Origin of the sequence: Pseudomonas morbosilactucae (assembly GCF_023241665.1) — a bacterium.
GTDB lineage: Bacteria > Pseudomonadota > Gammaproteobacteria > Pseudomonadales > Pseudomonadaceae > Aquipseudomonas > Aquipseudomonas morbosilactucae.
Map to the genome: position 1 here is coordinate 87,536 of NZ_JALQCX010000015.1, position 14,460 is coordinate 101,995.

The 14,460-nt window shown below is 58.1% G+C and carries 12 protein-coding genes, 1 tRNA gene and 1 pseudogene; 2 read left to right on the plus strand and 12 right to left on the minus strand.

The window, feature by feature from the left end; translation table 11 throughout:
- Positions 1-73: 73 nt before the first annotated feature.
- The 3 genes from M1B35_RS10385 to M1B35_RS10395 all read right to left on the minus strand — a co-directional run bounded on the left by M1B35_RS10385 (position 74) and on the right by M1B35_RS10395 (position 3,017).
- Positions 74-928 carry an AraC family transcriptional regulator gene (locus tag M1B35_RS10385; RefSeq protein WP_123334341.1) on the minus strand — a complete coding sequence of 285 codons (855 nt, stop codon included), beginning with the start codon at positions 926-928 and terminating at the stop codon, positions 74-76.
- 84 nt (positions 929-1,012) lie between these two features.
- Positions 1,013-1,981 (minus strand): XdhC family protein, encoded by a 969-nt coding sequence (locus M1B35_RS10390; protein WP_123331123.1) that lies wholly within the window; start codon positions 1,979-1,981, stop codon positions 1,013-1,015.
- A gap of 289 nt (positions 1,982-2,270) precedes the next feature.
- Positions 2,271-3,017 (minus strand): YkgJ family cysteine cluster protein, encoded by a 747-nt coding sequence (locus M1B35_RS10395; RefSeq protein WP_268261875.1) that lies wholly within the window; start codon positions 3,015-3,017, stop codon positions 2,271-2,273.
- A 363-nt stretch (positions 3,018-3,380) separates the two neighbouring features.
- On the opposite strand from M1B35_RS10395, the gene M1B35_RS10400 reads away from it, so the two are divergent.
- Together M1B35_RS10400 and M1B35_RS10405 are read left to right on the plus strand one after the other, a co-directional pair.
- The gene (locus M1B35_RS10400; protein WP_268261876.1) at positions 3,381-4,223 is read left to right on the plus strand and encodes an SDR family oxidoreductase; all 843 of its coding nucleotides are present in this window, start codon (positions 3,381-3,383) and stop codon (positions 4,221-4,223) included.
- Positions 4,224-4,993: 770 nt separating this feature from the next.
- Positions 4,994-6,577 carry a methyl-accepting chemotaxis protein gene (locus M1B35_RS10405; protein WP_268261877.1) on the plus strand — a complete coding sequence of 528 codons (1,584 nt, stop codon included), beginning with the start codon at positions 4,994-4,996 and terminating at the stop codon, positions 6,575-6,577.
- 270 nt (positions 6,578-6,847) lie between these two features.
- On the opposite strand, the gene M1B35_RS10410 is transcribed toward M1B35_RS10405, so the two are convergent.
- The 9 genes and pseudogenes from M1B35_RS10410 to thrS form a co-directional block, all read right to left on the minus strand.
- A tRNA-Pro gene (locus M1B35_RS10410) sits at positions 6,848-6,924 on the minus strand.
- A gap of 89 nt (positions 6,925-7,013) precedes the next feature.
- Entirely contained in the window at positions 7,014-7,370 is a 357-nt protein-coding gene (locus tag M1B35_RS10415; protein WP_007920509.1) for a MerR family transcriptional regulator, read from the minus strand.
- Positions 7,351-7,653, minus strand: a complete 303-nt coding sequence (gene ihfA / locus M1B35_RS10420; protein ID WP_002553164.1) for an integration host factor subunit alpha — start codon at positions 7,651-7,653, stop codon at positions 7,351-7,353. Before ihfA ends, M1B35_RS10415 begins: the two co-directional genes overlap by 20 nt.
- A gap of 3 nt (positions 7,654-7,656) precedes the next feature.
- On the minus strand, positions 7,657-10,035 hold the full coding sequence (gene pheT / locus M1B35_RS10425; protein ID WP_268261878.1) for a phenylalanine--tRNA ligase subunit beta: 2,379 nt from the start codon (positions 10,033-10,035) through the stop codon (positions 7,657-7,659).
- 26 nt (positions 10,036-10,061) lie between these two features.
- The gene (gene pheS, locus M1B35_RS10430; protein WP_123330878.1) at positions 10,062-11,078 is read right to left on the minus strand and encodes a phenylalanine--tRNA ligase subunit alpha; all 1,017 of its coding nucleotides are present in this window, start codon (positions 11,076-11,078) and stop codon (positions 10,062-10,064) included.
- 110 nt (positions 11,079-11,188) lie between these two features.
- Positions 11,189-11,546 (minus strand): annotated as a pseudogene (gene rplT / locus M1B35_RS10435) (50S ribosomal protein L20).
- Between the two features lie 30 nt (positions 11,547-11,576).
- Positions 11,577-11,771, minus strand: a complete 195-nt coding sequence (gene rpmI / locus M1B35_RS10440; RefSeq protein ID WP_002553160.1) for a 50S ribosomal protein L35 — start codon at positions 11,769-11,771, stop codon at positions 11,577-11,579.
- 60 nt (positions 11,772-11,831) lie between these two features.
- Positions 11,832-12,383 (minus strand): translation initiation factor IF-3, encoded by a 552-nt coding sequence (gene infC, locus M1B35_RS10445; protein WP_185039287.1) that lies wholly within the window; start codon positions 12,381-12,383, stop codon positions 11,832-11,834.
- The gene (thrS, locus tag M1B35_RS10450) at positions 12,383-14,305 is read right to left on the minus strand and encodes a threonine--tRNA ligase (protein ID WP_123330874.1); all 1,923 of its coding nucleotides are present in this window, start codon (positions 14,303-14,305) and stop codon (positions 12,383-12,385) included. Before thrS ends, infC begins: the two co-directional genes overlap by 1 nt.
- Positions 14,306-14,460 lie beyond the last annotated feature (155 nt).

The following is a 14,460-nucleotide window of genomic DNA, read 5'->3' on the forward strand; positions in this document are numbered from 1 at the left end:
GACCCACCCTGAGAAACGGGCGGAGGCCGAGCCTATTGGAGGGAAGATGGGCCGGCCTCCTGCCCATCGAAATTCATTGCAAGCGCATCCGCCGGATGTCCCGCTGCGGCGGCTCGCCAAACAGGCGGCTGTACTCGCGACTGAACTGCGATGAGCTTTCGTAACCCACCAGCCCGCCCGCACTGCTGGCATCGACATTCTGGCTCAACATCAACTGGCGAGCCGCTTGCAGCCTCAGCTGTTTCTGGTACTGCAACGGGCTCATGCCGGTGACCACGCGAAAATGCTGGCGAAAGGTGGACGGACTCATGTGCGCAATGGCCGCCAAATCATCCATGCGCAAGGCCTGGCGAAAATTCAGCTTCAACCAGGCCACGGTCTTGGCGATGTGCTGGCTGGGCGAGCCCGCCGTGACCACCTGCAGCAACTGCGCACCATGGGCACCGCTGAGCAGGCGAGCGATGATTTCTTCCTTGATCAAGGGTGCCAGGGTTTCAAGCAGTGCCGGCTCGCTGAGCAGCCCCAGCAAACGCTCCAGCGCACACAGCACGCCGACATCCAGGGCCTGCACGGTCAGCGGACGAAAGCAGCCATCTTTCATGCGCTGCGACAACTGCATGCGCTGGGCGAGTTGCATCACCATGGCGTTGTCGAATGTCAGCATCAGGCCCAGAAAGGGTTTGGCGATGCTGGCCTGGATCACATGGGAAATGACCGGTAAATCGAGGCTGGTGACCATCGACTGGCCGGGGCCATAAGTCAGCACGTCCTCCCCGACGATGACTTGCTTGCACCCTTGCACCGTGACGCCGATGCCCAGGCCGTAAACACAATGCACCGGCGTGGTCGCCAATTTACGCCGATGCAGGCTCAAGCCGGGGATAGCGGTGACTTGGTCACCCTCGCTGCGCAGCATTTGGCTCACCATGTCAGCAAGACGACGGGTATCGCTGACGCTCGGGTTGATTTTGAAATCAGCTTGCACGGTTACGCCTCCTTGGAAATATCAGGTCTACAGCTGGTCACGGGCCACGCTGTTGCTTACGCGAACAATGTCCGCCATGACCGCCAGCGCGATCTCTGCCGGGGTCTTGCTGCCGAGTTTGAGGCCGATGGGCGCATGAATGCGTTCGATCACCTGCGGCTCCAAGCCGCCAATGCGCTGGACCCGTTCCAGGCGTTTTTCACTGGTGCGCCGGGAGCCCATGGCGCCGATGTAGAAGGCCGGGGTTCTCACCGCTTCCAACAGGGTCAGGTCGTCCAGGCGAGGGTCGTGGGTCAAGGCCACGATGGCCGTGGCCGCATGGCATCCACCTTGGGCAATGAAGGTGGCGGGCAAGATCTTCAGCAACTCCACCCCTGCCATGTTGAAGCCCGCGGTCAGCTCGCTGCGCGGGTCGCAGACGATCACTTCGTAACCCAGGGCGACCGCAAAGCCCGCACAGAACTCGGCCACCGGTGACAGGCCCGCGACCAGCAGCCGCTGAGCTGCGCCCACACGAATGCGCACCTGATCGGCATCGATCACGACGGGGGCGGTGATGCTGGCTGTGGTTTCGTTTCGTCGTACACAGCTTCCCAGCGTGACGTGACGCACCACCAGGTGCCGTCCCTGCAAGGCCTCGAGCAGCGTCGCGAAATGCTGTCGGGCAGTGCAGTCGGGTTCGAACCTTTCCACCAGTACATCGAGCACGCCACCACAGGGCAACGCCAACGAGGGGGCCAGCCCACCTTCGCCATAGCGCACGATCTGGTTGTGCTCGGCAAACTCGTCGCGACCGAGCCGCTGCAGAAAATCCTCCTCGACGCAGCCCCCCGACAGCGAACCGCAGAACGCTCCTGACGGTAACGCCACCAGCAGCGAGCCCGGCCCCCTGGGGGCAGAGCCAAAGGTCGCAAGCACCGTGCACAACCACACGCCGTGGCCCTGTTCGAGCCACGAATAAGCTTGCTGGATAACCTGCAGATCAAGATTTTTCATGGGTTGCGTCGCGGGACGCGGTTCCTCTGATCAGCGTTTGCACCGGGGTGGGCAAGCCTCGAACACCCTGGCGCTGGCGTGCCGGGCCGGCGGTGTAAATGCGCTTGAGGGATTGCCGCCAGTATGGGGCGCGTCACGGCGAGACGATTGCCTGATTGACGGATTTTATTGCCCAATCCAACGAGCAACGCTGCTGAAAAGGCTATGTGACAAAGTATTTCAGGCTGCCCTACTGCCCAAACTGACGAGCCACACCTCGCGCCTCGGCGTGGTCAAGACGTACCAGCGCCTACAACCGATGAAAGAGGTAGGCGCTTGGCAGTTGGTCGTCCAATGCCACCCCCAACTGATGCAGTTGCTGGCGCAACACCGGGGTGTCGGCGCGGACTTTCCAATCCGTACAGGGCGCTGCTGTGAACCCGATGTCATAGCGCTCAAGGGCTTCCAGCAGTTGCCGCCGATCAGGCAGATAAATCGCCAGCGCATCGCCCTTCCACGCCGCGACGTTCAGCCCCATCAGCTCACACAGGGTAATTTTGGCCTGGGCGTCGTCCCGGTCGGCCTGGCGAGAACGCTCGACCTGGTCAGCCAGAAGCGGGTCGACGATGCGGTCGGTAAACAGAATCTCGCCTTGCTCCCAGACGGCAGGAGCACACGCCTTGTTTTCCGGACGCAGGGCAATGAACGGATTGATTTCCATGGGGTAGATCCGGCACACCAATGGCCGCTCGTCATAGATACCGCAGCGGTCGTCATCACCGAGATTCTGGCATTGCCGCAGCGCGTTGGCGGCCAGCACGGCAACCACCCGGATACGCGCCTCGCCGCTGCCGACCTCCACGGCTCGTCGCGCACTGTGGGCATACTGCTGGGGCTGGGAAACCCAGTTCGACTCGTTGAAGGCCTCGAGGATGACGGCTACCTCATGGCCCCGCCCTAGCCATTGCCGCGTCTCGTTCAGGGTCAATGGAATCAGGCGCCCCTTACAGCAAACCCCGCAGCCGTTGCAGGCAAACCGGATAGCGTTGTTTTGCATATCAACTACTCACACCCATGGTCGATCGCCCCTGGCAGGCCCTGCCACCGCAGTATCTCGGTGGCGCCCCCCCAGGATTTCGGCCGGAGTATGTGAAGTGAAACGCGGATGCAGTTGCCGGATCCGCGTGAATGTTTGCCCGATTCAAGGTGATTGCCAGGAAGGTCACGGGGGCTGAACGCCCTCAGGCTTGATGCCCCACCCTGCCCCGCGAAAAGTCCGTTGCTTTAGGCAACCTTTGACGCGAACCCAGCAAGGCCTCCGGGGCTGGAACCCTGAAAATACATCGAGGCTACGCAATGCTCACCTCGCGCGTGCGGCATTTCGAGCAAGACCATCCCCTCAGCTTCCAGAGACCCCCTTATGACAGACAAACAGGTTTGGCTTATCACCGGTGCCGGATGCGGCTTGGGCGCAGACTTGACCCGCGCAGCGCTGAAGGCCGGACACGCGGTGGTCGCCAGCGGGCGCGATCCGCAAAAGATCGTGGCGGCCATTGGCAGTCACGATGATTTGCTCATCCTCCAGCTCGACGTCACCCGCCCTGAAGGCGCCGAAATGGCCGTCCAGGCGACCCTGGAAAAATTCGGACGGATCGACGTTCTGGTCAACAATGCCGGGTATTTCTACGCGGGGTTCTTCGAAGAGCTCAGCCCTGAACAGGTTCGTCAACAGATCGAGATACTGCTGTTCGGCCCAATGAACGTCGCCCGCGCGGTGCTGCCGGTGATGCGCAAACAACGCTCGGGCCTGTTGCTCACGATCTCCTCCACCGCTGGCATCAGCGGGGGGGTGTTCTGCAGTGCCTACGCGGCCGCAAAGTTTGGCATCGAGGGCTGGATGGAATCCCTGGCCCCAGAGATCGCCCCTTACGGTGTCAAAACCATGCTGGTGGAACCCGGTTTTTTCCGCACGGAGTTGCTCACCACAGACTCCACAACCTTTGCCGAGCCGACGCTCAACGATTACGCCGAACGCACCCGCGAAACCGTCACCGCCTGGAGCGGCATGAACGGCCAACAAACTGGCGACCCGGCCAAACTCGCGACGGCCATCGTGCAACTCGCCCATGCTGAAACACCACCGACCCGCTTCGCCGCCGGGGCCGACGCCGTGCTGACATTCGAAACCAAGGCCAAGGCGCTGCTTGAACAGGCTGACGCCCACCGCGCACTGTCCTGCTCGCTGGCCCACGGCGACGCTTAAGCCGCCACTGCGCATTGAGCCTGCCGGGCTCCTGAAAATTGCCCATGGGGTTAGAGCCTGGGGCCTGCTTGCATCCAGGCCCCAGGCCGGTAACTCGGGAGCCGCACCCCGTGCCACGGTGGTCAACTGGCGGGGCTACGGCAGGTTGTCGGAACGGTTTCTTCTATTACCCGTTTTGATCGACCCCCTCCTCACCTCAGGCAGGTGCAACGACAGAAATTGGCGTGCGAACTGGCTGACGAAAAAATCCTGACCATTCGGTTAGAACCCTGAAATCACTCAAACTTGATCTGTAAAGTTGGGTGACATCATGTAGTGGCACACCGTAGGATGCGCGCCTATTTTTCGCCTGAGGTCGGACAACCGACAAGAGTGGTTTCAAGGGGGCGAACACCATCGCCACTGCTTGATTCAGCGACCAACGTCTTGTGCCTGTCTTGGAAAAAACACTCCAACGCCAAGGACCGCCGTGTTTTCACGTGGCGGATTGCATCAGTGTTCGCACTGGATGGGACGCCAGCGTGCACTTAGGCAGAGGCCTGCTCCGTAAAGGGAATTAGAACCTGGATGCCCTTGCTGCAAAGCGCTTGTTGAGCGTTTTCGCAACACATCAACCGCGCCGTCACAACCGTCATCACCCTCAGCCTCTCGACCGCCCTCGGCCGGGTCGCGCTGATGGTCACTGATCGGTTTGGAACTCTATTGATTACCGAAATAACCATTTCGGGATTTTTGCGTACAAAAAATATAGCAACGGAAGGACTTTCTAAATGTTTGACGCGATAACAAAGACGCTCGAGGACCTGAGCATCCGAGCGAAACTGACCCTGGGCTTCACCTTGGTTTTATTGCTGACCATCGTGATTGCCGCTGTCGGGTGGACGGGCCTGAGCAACTTGGGCAAGCGCAGTGGCAAACTCAGCGAGATTGCCAGTATCAATGAAGTGGCCCGTGATATGCGCATTGCGCGCTTGAGCTACACCATTACGCCGGACGTAGCGCACTCCGCGGTTGTCATCAAAGTAATGGATGATCTGGACCTCATCATCGACAACCTGGCCCATAAATTCAGCGACGCGACGGATCAACGCTGGATAGCCCAGGCGAACAGTGCCGTTGAAAACTATCGCGCCCATTTCAAGGATTTTGTCCAAGGGGTAGAAGCGCGCGATGAAGAGAAGTCCAAGCAGGCCCAGGCCGCCTTGAACGCCGATATCGCCCGTTTGTTTGAAGCCTGCAAACAACTCTCCGATAGCCAATCGACCAAACGGGACAACGAAGTCCAAACATCGGGCGAACAATTGATTGCTGCCACAGGGTTGGCATTGTTGTTTGGTGTCCTGGCTGCCTGGTTGATTACCCACCTGATCGTCGTCCCCCTGCGGGAGGCACTGCGCAGCGCTGAGCGCGTGGCCAATGGAGACCTGAGCCAGGACATCCTGGTATCGCGACGTGATGAACTGGGGTTGTTGCAGTCCAGCATGCAGCGCATGACCTTGAACTTGCGCGAGCTGATTGACGGGTTGCGCGACGGTGTCGTCCAGATTGCCAGCGCTGCCGAAGAGCTATCCGCGGTGACCGAACAAACGAGCGTGGGCGTCAACAGCCAGAAAGTCGAAACCGATCAGGTCGCCACTGCAATGAACGAAATGGCGGCGACGGTGCACGAAGTGGCGCGCAGTGCCGAAGAGGCGTCGAACGCCGCGGTGAATGCCGGCCAAGAAGCCCGAGAAAGCGACAAGGTGGTGGCTCAGGCCATTGAGCAAATTACCTTCCTGGACACTGAAGTCGGAAACTCGACGGCGGCCATGGACGGGCTCAAGCGTGAAAGTGACAAGATCGGCACCGTGCTGGACGTGATCAAGTCGGTCGCCCAACAGACCAACCTGCTGGCCTTGAACGCCGCTATTGAAGCGGCTCGGGCCGGCGAAGCAGGTCGCGGTTTTGCAGTGGTGGCGGATGAAGTACGCAGCCTGGCACAAAGAACCCAGGTCTCGACTGAAGAAATCGAGGGGCTGATTGTCGGTCTGCACCGGGGCACGCAGCAGGTTGCAGACATCCTGGAGAAAAGCCGCGCACTGACCAGCAACAGCGTCGAACTGACCCGTCGCGCGGGCACCTCGCTGATGAGCATCACCCGCTCCGTCGCGACCATCGAATCGATGAACCTGCAGATTGCTACCGCCTCGGAGCAACAGAGCGCCGTAGCCGAAGAGATCAACCGCAGCGTACTCAACGTCCGGGACGTGTCCGAACAGACCGCAGCAGCCAGCGACGAAACAGCCGCCTCCAGCATCGAACTGGCCCGACTGGGTGTGCACCTGCAATCGCTGGTAGGCAAATTTAAGCTTTAAAGCGGCAAACGTCGGGGCAGCGCTCACCGCGTCCGCATGAAGACTGCTGAACGTCTTCGAAAGACGTTGGATGGTGAGCGAATCTGCTGGGCGATAGCGCCGGACAACGGATAAAGCCGGAAAATCAAGACATCAGCAAGCGCCTCACGCACACCGGCGCTGACGATACTGAAAAGAAGGCAGGTACTTATGGAGTTGCCAAAGTCACGCAAAAGTCACTACGACAGAAACGAAAAAGCCGCTCGAAAGCGGCTTGATCGTTGAAGAATATGGTCGGGACGGAGTGATTCGAACACTCGACCCCTAGCACCCCATGCTAGTGCGCTACCGGACTGCGCTACGCCCCGACTAGGCGTGAAACTTGTATCGCTCCTTACGAAGCGCTGAGGAATATACCGCAAGCTTTTGAAATGTGGAAGTATTTAAATACCTTTCATCACTTCTTCAGCACCACCAGCACGTCCTCCAATTCGGAGATCATCTGACGGATCAGTTGTTTGTACTGGGTAGTATCGTCTTTGGCCTCATCACCGGATAGGCGCAACCGCGCGCCACCGATAGTGAACCCCTGATCATAAAGCAGCGCGCGGATCTGCCGGATCATCAGCACATCTTGGCGCTGATAATACCGGCGATTTCCGCGGCGCTTCACAGGGTTGAGTTGAGGAAACTCCTGCTCCCAATAACGCAGCACATGCGGTTTTACCGCACAGAGCTCGCTGACTTCACCAATGGTGAAGTAGCGTTTGCCTGGAATAACCGGCAGCTCGTCGTTATGACTTGGTTCCAGCATAAGCCTCAACTCGGGCCTTCAACTTCTGCCCTGGACGAAAGGTGACCACACGGCGAGCCGTGATCGGGATTTCTTCTCCCGTTTTCGGGTTGCGGCCAGGCCGCTGACGCTTATCCCGAAGGTCGAAGTTACCGAAACCGGACAATTTGACCTGTTCGTTATCTTCGAGAGCATGCCTGATTTCTTCAAAAAACAGTTCGACCAATTCCTTGGCCTCACGTTTGTTCAGGCCCAGCTCTTCGTAGAGACGTTCGGCCATTTCAGCTTTCGTCAGAGCCCCCATACGTCACTTCCTTAACGTGGCGTTCAACCTTTGTTCGAGCGAGGTGAGGATATTTTGCGTAGTGGAGTTCACCTCATCGTCATTAAGAGTGCGCGATGGATGCTGCCAGGTCAAGCCAACTGCAAGGCTTTTTCTATGTGGATCAATACCTTTACCCTGATACACGTCAAATAGCCTGAGGTCGGTCAGCCACTCACCGGCGTTTTCACGAATCACGTCAAGCACGGCGCTGGCTGCAACGTCACGATCGGCCAACAGGGCCAGGTCGCGGCGTACTTCTGGGAAGCGCGACAGTTCGTGGAACTTCGGCATTTTGCCCAGGGCGACTTCAGCCAGAACCAGTTCGAATACAAACACCGGGCGATCAAGACCGAGGGTTTTCGACAGTTCAGGGTGAATCGCGCCAACGAAACCAACCAAACGGCCTTCACGCTCGATGCGCGCAGTTTGCCCTGGGTGCAGCGCCGGGTGTTTACCTGGCGAGAAGGTGAAGGAGTCCAGTGCACCGGCAAAGCCCAGCACTGCTTCCACATCAGCCTTGACGTCAAAGAAGTCCACCGCGTCGCGACCTTGAGCCCAGCCTTCAGGCAAACGACTGCCGCAAACGACACCGGCCAGCATCGGCTCTTGCTTCAGGCCTTCCAACTGGCCGACAAAACGCAGGCCGCTTTCGAACAGGCGGACACGATCCTGTTGGCGATTGAGGTTGTGCTGCAGTGCCTTGACCAGGCCTGGCCACAACGACGAACGCATGGCAGCCATGTCATTGGAAATCGGGTTGGCCAGTAGCAGCGGCTCGACGCCCGGGCTGAACAACTCGAATTGCTTGGGATCGATGAAGCTGTAGGTAATCGCTTCCTGGTAACCGCGGGCCACCAGCAGACGGCGCAGTACCGGCAGATCGCTACGGGCTTCAGCTTTGGCCTGTGGAGCCAGGCGTGCTTGTGGGTAACGAACCGGCAAGCGGTTGTAGCCGTAGAGACGGGCCAGCTCTTCGATCAGGTCGACTTCAAGACTGATATCGAAGCGATGGCTTGGCACTTCAACACGCCATTGCCCTGCCCCATCCACAGTAATCGCCAGGCCCAGGGCACTGAGCAGCCGCTCGATTTCCGCGCTTTCGATTTCCAGACCCAGCATCTGAGTCACGCGCTCGGCGCGCAGCGTGATCGGTGCGATGGACGGCAGATGTTGCTCACTCACCGTCTCAATAATCGGACCGGCTTCCCCGCCAGTGATGTCCAGCAGCAGGCCAGTGGCACGCTCCATGGCTTCACGGGCGAGCTGCCAATCCACTCCGCGCTCATAACGGTGCGAGGCATCGGTATGCAGCCCATAGGAGCGCGCTTTGCCGGCAACAGCGATCTGATCGAAGAAAGCACTTTCAAGAAAGATGTCGCGCGTTGTGGCGGTCACACCGCTGTGCTCGCCCCCCATGACACCGGCAATAGCCAGCGCGCGGGAATGGTCGGCAATCACCAAGGTATCGCTACGCAGGGTCACTTCCTGACCATCAAGCAGAACGAGCTTCTCGCCCTCTTCCGCCATGCGTACACGGATGCCACCGTTGATTTCGGCAAGGTCGAAAGCGTGCAGAGGCTGACCCAGCTCCAACATGACGTAGTTGGTGATATCCACCGCCGCATCAATGCTGCGTACGTCAGCCCGACGCAGACGCTCAACCATCCACAGCGGGGTTGGCTTGCTCAGATCAACGTTGCGGATCACCCGGCCCAGATAACGCGGGCAGGCAGCCGGCGCCAGCACTTCAACCGGGCGCACTTCGTCGTGTGCAGCCGCAACAGCGGCCACTACCGGGCGCGTGACCTGTGCAGCGTACAAGGCGCCGACTTCTCGCGCCAAACCGGCCAACGACAGGCAGTCACCGCGGTTAGGGGTCAGATCGACCTCAATGCTCGCGTCGTCCAACTCCAGGTATTCACGAAAGTCCTTGCCTACCGGCGCATCAGCCGGCAGCTCCATCAGACCGTCGTTGCCTTCACCTACCTGCAACTCGGCCTGAGAACACAGCATGCCGTTGGACTCAACACCACGAAGTTTGGCCTTCTTGATCTTGAAGTCGCCTGGTAGTTCGGCGCCAATCATTGCGAATGGAATCTTCAGGCCCGGACGCACGTTAGGTGCACCGCAAACGACCTGGAAGGTTTCTGCACCATTGCTGACCTGGCACACACGAAGCTTGTCGGCATCCGGATGCTGCTCGGTGCTCAGCACCTCGCCCACCACAACGCCACTGAAAATACCGGCGGCCGGCGTAACGCTATCGACCTCAAGACCGGCCATCGACAGACGAGCAACCAACTCGTCGCGACTTACCTGCGGGCTAACCCAACCACGCAGCCATTGTTCACTGAATTTCATCCTGCTCTCCTAAAAATTCGTTACGACTAGCGAAATTGCGCGAGGAACCGCAAGTCGTTGTCGAAGAACAGACGCAAGTCGTTCACGCCGTAACGCAGCATGGCCAGACGCTCAACGCCCATGCCGAAGGCAAAGCCCGAGAACTCTTCCGGGTCGATGCCAGACATGCGCAATACGTTCGGATGAACCATGCCGCAGCCCATGACTTCCAGCCAGCCGGTCTGCTTGCAGACACGGCAGCCTTTACCGCTGCACATCACGCATTCCATATCGACTTCAGCGGACGGCTCGGTAAACGGGAAGTAGGAAGGACGGAAACGCACGGCCAGTTCTTTCTCGAAGAACACCCTCAGGAACTCTTCGATGGTGCCTTTCAGGTCGGCGAAATTGATGTCGCGGTCGACCAGCAGGCCTTCGACCTGGTGGAACATCGGCGAGTGAGTGATATCGGAGTCGCTACGGTACACACGGCCTGGGCAGACGATGCGGATCGGCGGCTTCTTCGATTCCATGGTGCGGACCTGTACCGGCGAGGTATGAGTGCGCAACAACATGTTTGCATTGAAATAGAAGGTGTCATGCATCGACCGGGCCGGGTGGTGGCCTGGGATGTTGAGCGCCTCGAAGTTGTGATAGTCGTCTTCGACCTCAGGGCCTTCGGCGATGCCGTAGCCGATGTGGGTGAAGAACTGTTCGATACGTTCCAGAGTACGGGTAACCGGATGCAGACCACCCGAGGTCTGACCACGGCCCGGCAGGGTTACGTCAATGGATTCGGCAGACAGTTTGGCGGCCAGTTCAGCCTCTTCAAACAACGCCTTGCGCGCATTGAGAACCTCTGTGACACGCTCCTTGGCAACGTTGATCAGGGCACCGACTTGTGGGCGCTCCTCTGCCGGCAAATTCCCCAGGGTCTTCATCACCTGAGTCAATTCGCCCTTTTTGCCAAGGTAGTGAACCCGGATTTGCTCCAGGGCATTGATATCTTCAGCGCTTTGCACAGCCTCTAGTGCTTGAGAGACCAGCGCATCCAGGTTTTCCATGTACAGACTCCAGATACAAAATAGGGGAAGAGCTTGAAGGCTCTTCCCCTATTTAAGACGTTTAACACCAGAGCCCACAGAGGTGAGCCCGGATGGACTGTCGGGGGTACTTAAGCCAAGGTGGCTTTAGCTTTCTCGACAATCGCAGCAAACGCCGCTTTTTCGTTCACTGCCAGATCAGCCAGAACCTTACGGTCCGATCTCGATGGACGCTTTTTTCAGGCCGGCGATGAAACGGCTGTAGGACAGACCGTTGATACGAGCACCAGCGTTGATACGAGCGATCCACAGAGCGCGGAACTGACGTTTTTTCTGACGACGGTCACGGTAGGCGTATTGGCCTGCCTTGATTACCGCTTGCTTGGCAACACGGAATACGCGCGAACGTGCACCGTAGTAGCCTTTAGCAAGTTTCAGAATTTTTTTGTGACGCTTACGGGCAATGACGCCACGCTTTACACGAGCCATGAGTTACTTCCTCTATTCTTGATCCAAAAATTAACGAAGGCGCAGCATGCGCTCGACTTTTGCCACGTCAGACGGATGCAGCAAGCTGCTACCGCGCAGTTGACGCTTACGCTTGGTCGACATTTTGGTCAGGATGTGGCTCTTGAAAGCGTGCTTGTGCTTGATACCGTTAGCAGTTTTCAGAAACCGCTTAGCAGCACCACTTTTAGTTTTCATCTTTGGCATGTTCGGATACTCCGCATTCAGTTGATAAACATAATCGCAAGGCCTGCCGTGCCCTGTTGATTACTTCTTCTTTTTCGGGGCGATGACCATAATCAGCTGGCGTCCTTCCATCTTAGGATGCTGTTCGACCGAACCGTACTCTTGCAGGTCAGCTTCAACCCGCTTGAGGAGTTCCATCCCCAGCTCCTGGTGGGCCATCTCACGGCCGCGGAATCGCAAGGATACCTTGGCCCTGTCCCCGTCACTCAGGAAACGTACCAGGTTGCGTAGTTTTACCTGGTAATCCCCTTCCTCCGTCCCTGGACGAAACTTGATTTCTTTAACCTGAATCTGCTTCTGGTTCTTTTTCGCAGCCGCGATCTGCTTCTTCTTCTCGAAGATCGACTTGCCGTAATCCATCACACGGCAAACTGGCGGTACTGCGTCGGCGGAAATTTCCACCAAATCCAGCTTGGCTTCTTCAGCTATACGAAGCGCTTCATCAATCGAGACGATGCCAACCTGCTCGCCGTCAGCGCCAATTAACCGAACCTCGCGTGCCGAGATATTCTCGTTGATCGGGGCTTTCGGTGCAGCTCGTTTATCTTGTCTCATTTCACGCTTAATAATAATTACTCCGAATCTGGGCGACCACGCCGGGAAACCGCTTGTGCAAGGAACTCCGAGAACTGGGCGACGGGCATCGAGCCCAGGTCAGCACCTTCACGGGTACGCACAGCGACAGTCTGCATCTCGACTTCCCGATCTCCAATAACCAAGAGATAAGGAACCTTGAGCAAAGTATGCTCGCGGATTTTAAAGCCGATCTTTTCATTTCTCAAGTCGGACTTGGCACGAAATCCGCTTTGATTGAGAGTTTTTTCGACCTCAAGGGCAAAATCTGCCTGTTTATCAGTGATATTCATCACCACTGCCTGGGTCGGAGCCAGCCACGCAGGGAATGCACCCTCGTAGTGCTCAATCAAAATACCGACGAAACGCTCGAAGGAACCGAGGATCGCCCGGTGCAGCATCACTGGATGCTTGCGGCTGTTGTCTTCGGACACGTATTCGGCGCCCAGACGGATCGGCAAGTTGAAATCGAGCTGCAAGGTACCACACTGCCAGACACGACCCAGGCAATCTTTCAGCGAGAATTCGATTTTCGGACCATAGAAGGCCCCCTCGCCTGGCTGCAGATCATAAGGCAGACCGGCGCTGTCGAGCGCGGCAGCCAGTGCCGTTTCAGCACGATCCCACAGCTCGTCGGAACCCACGCGCTTTTCAGGACGAGTGGAAAGCTTCATCTCGATGTCTTTGAAGCCGAAGTCGGCATAGACATCCATGGTCAGCTTGATGAAAGCGGCGGACTCAGCCTGCATTTGCTCTTCAGTGCAGAAGATGTGGGCATCGTCCTGGGTGAACGCACGCACACGCATGATGCCGTGAAGAGCACCCGACGGCTCGTTACGGTGGCAGGCACCAAACTCAGCCAGGCGCATTGGCAGCTCGCGGTAGCTCTTGAGCCCCTGATTGAACACCTGCACGTGGCACGGGCAGTTCATCGGCTTGATCGCGTAGTCGCGGCTTTCCGACTCAGTGGTGAACATGTTGTCGGCGTAGTTGGCCCAGTGGCCGGACTTCTCCCACAGGCTGCGATCGACCACCTGCGGAGTCTTGATCTCCAGGTAGCCGTTATCGCGCTGGATCTTGCGCATGTACTGTTCAAGTACTTGGTACAGGGTCCAGCCATTCGGGTGCCAGAACACCATGCCCGGTGCTTCTTCCTGGGTATGGAACAGGCCAAGACGCTTGCCAATCTTGCGATGGTCGCGTTTTTCCGCCTCCTCGATGCGCTGGATGTAAGCCGCCAATTGCTTCTTGTCCGCCCACGCGGTGCCATAAACGCGCTGCAACTGCTCGTTTTTAGCATCACCACGCCAGTAGGCGCCGGACAGCTTGGTCAACTTGAACGACTTGAGGAAGCGCGTGTTCGGCACATGCGGGCCACGGCACATGTCGACGTATTCTTCGTGGTAGTACAGGCCCATGGCCTGTTCGTTCGGCATGTCCTCGACCAGACGCAGCTTGTAGTCTTCGCCGCGAGCTGTGAACACGTCGATCACTTCCGCACGCGGAGTGACTTTCTTGATGACGTCGTAATCTTTTTCGATCAGCTGCTGCATGCGCTGTTCGATGGCGGCCATGTCGTCCGGAGTGAAAGGACGCTCATAGGCGATATCGTAATAGAAGCCTTCATCGATCACTGGTCCGATAACCATCTTGGCCGTCGGGTACAGCTGCTTGACCGCATGGCCAACCAAGTGAGCGCAAGAGTGGCGAATGATCTCCAGCCCCTCTTCATCCTTTGGCGTAATGATTTGCAAGGACGCGTCGCTGTCGATCAAGTCGCAGGCATCGACCAGCTTGCCATTGACCTTGCCGGCCACAGTGGCCTTGGCCAAGCCGGCGCCGATGGACGCGGCGACCTCGGCGACGGATACCGGGTGATCGAATGAACGCTGACTGCCGTCGGGAAGAGTAATAGTTGGCATGGCGCCTCCTCTCCTAGTGGTGACCCCTACCAAAGGTCACGTGGGTTGGGATGAGCCAGTACGCGATTCAGTCCAGGCCATTGAGTGATCAACGCCTGCCTTACAGCGGCAGGAGCCTTGCGGCCAACCGGGAAACCGAACCAGAGTGACTGGGG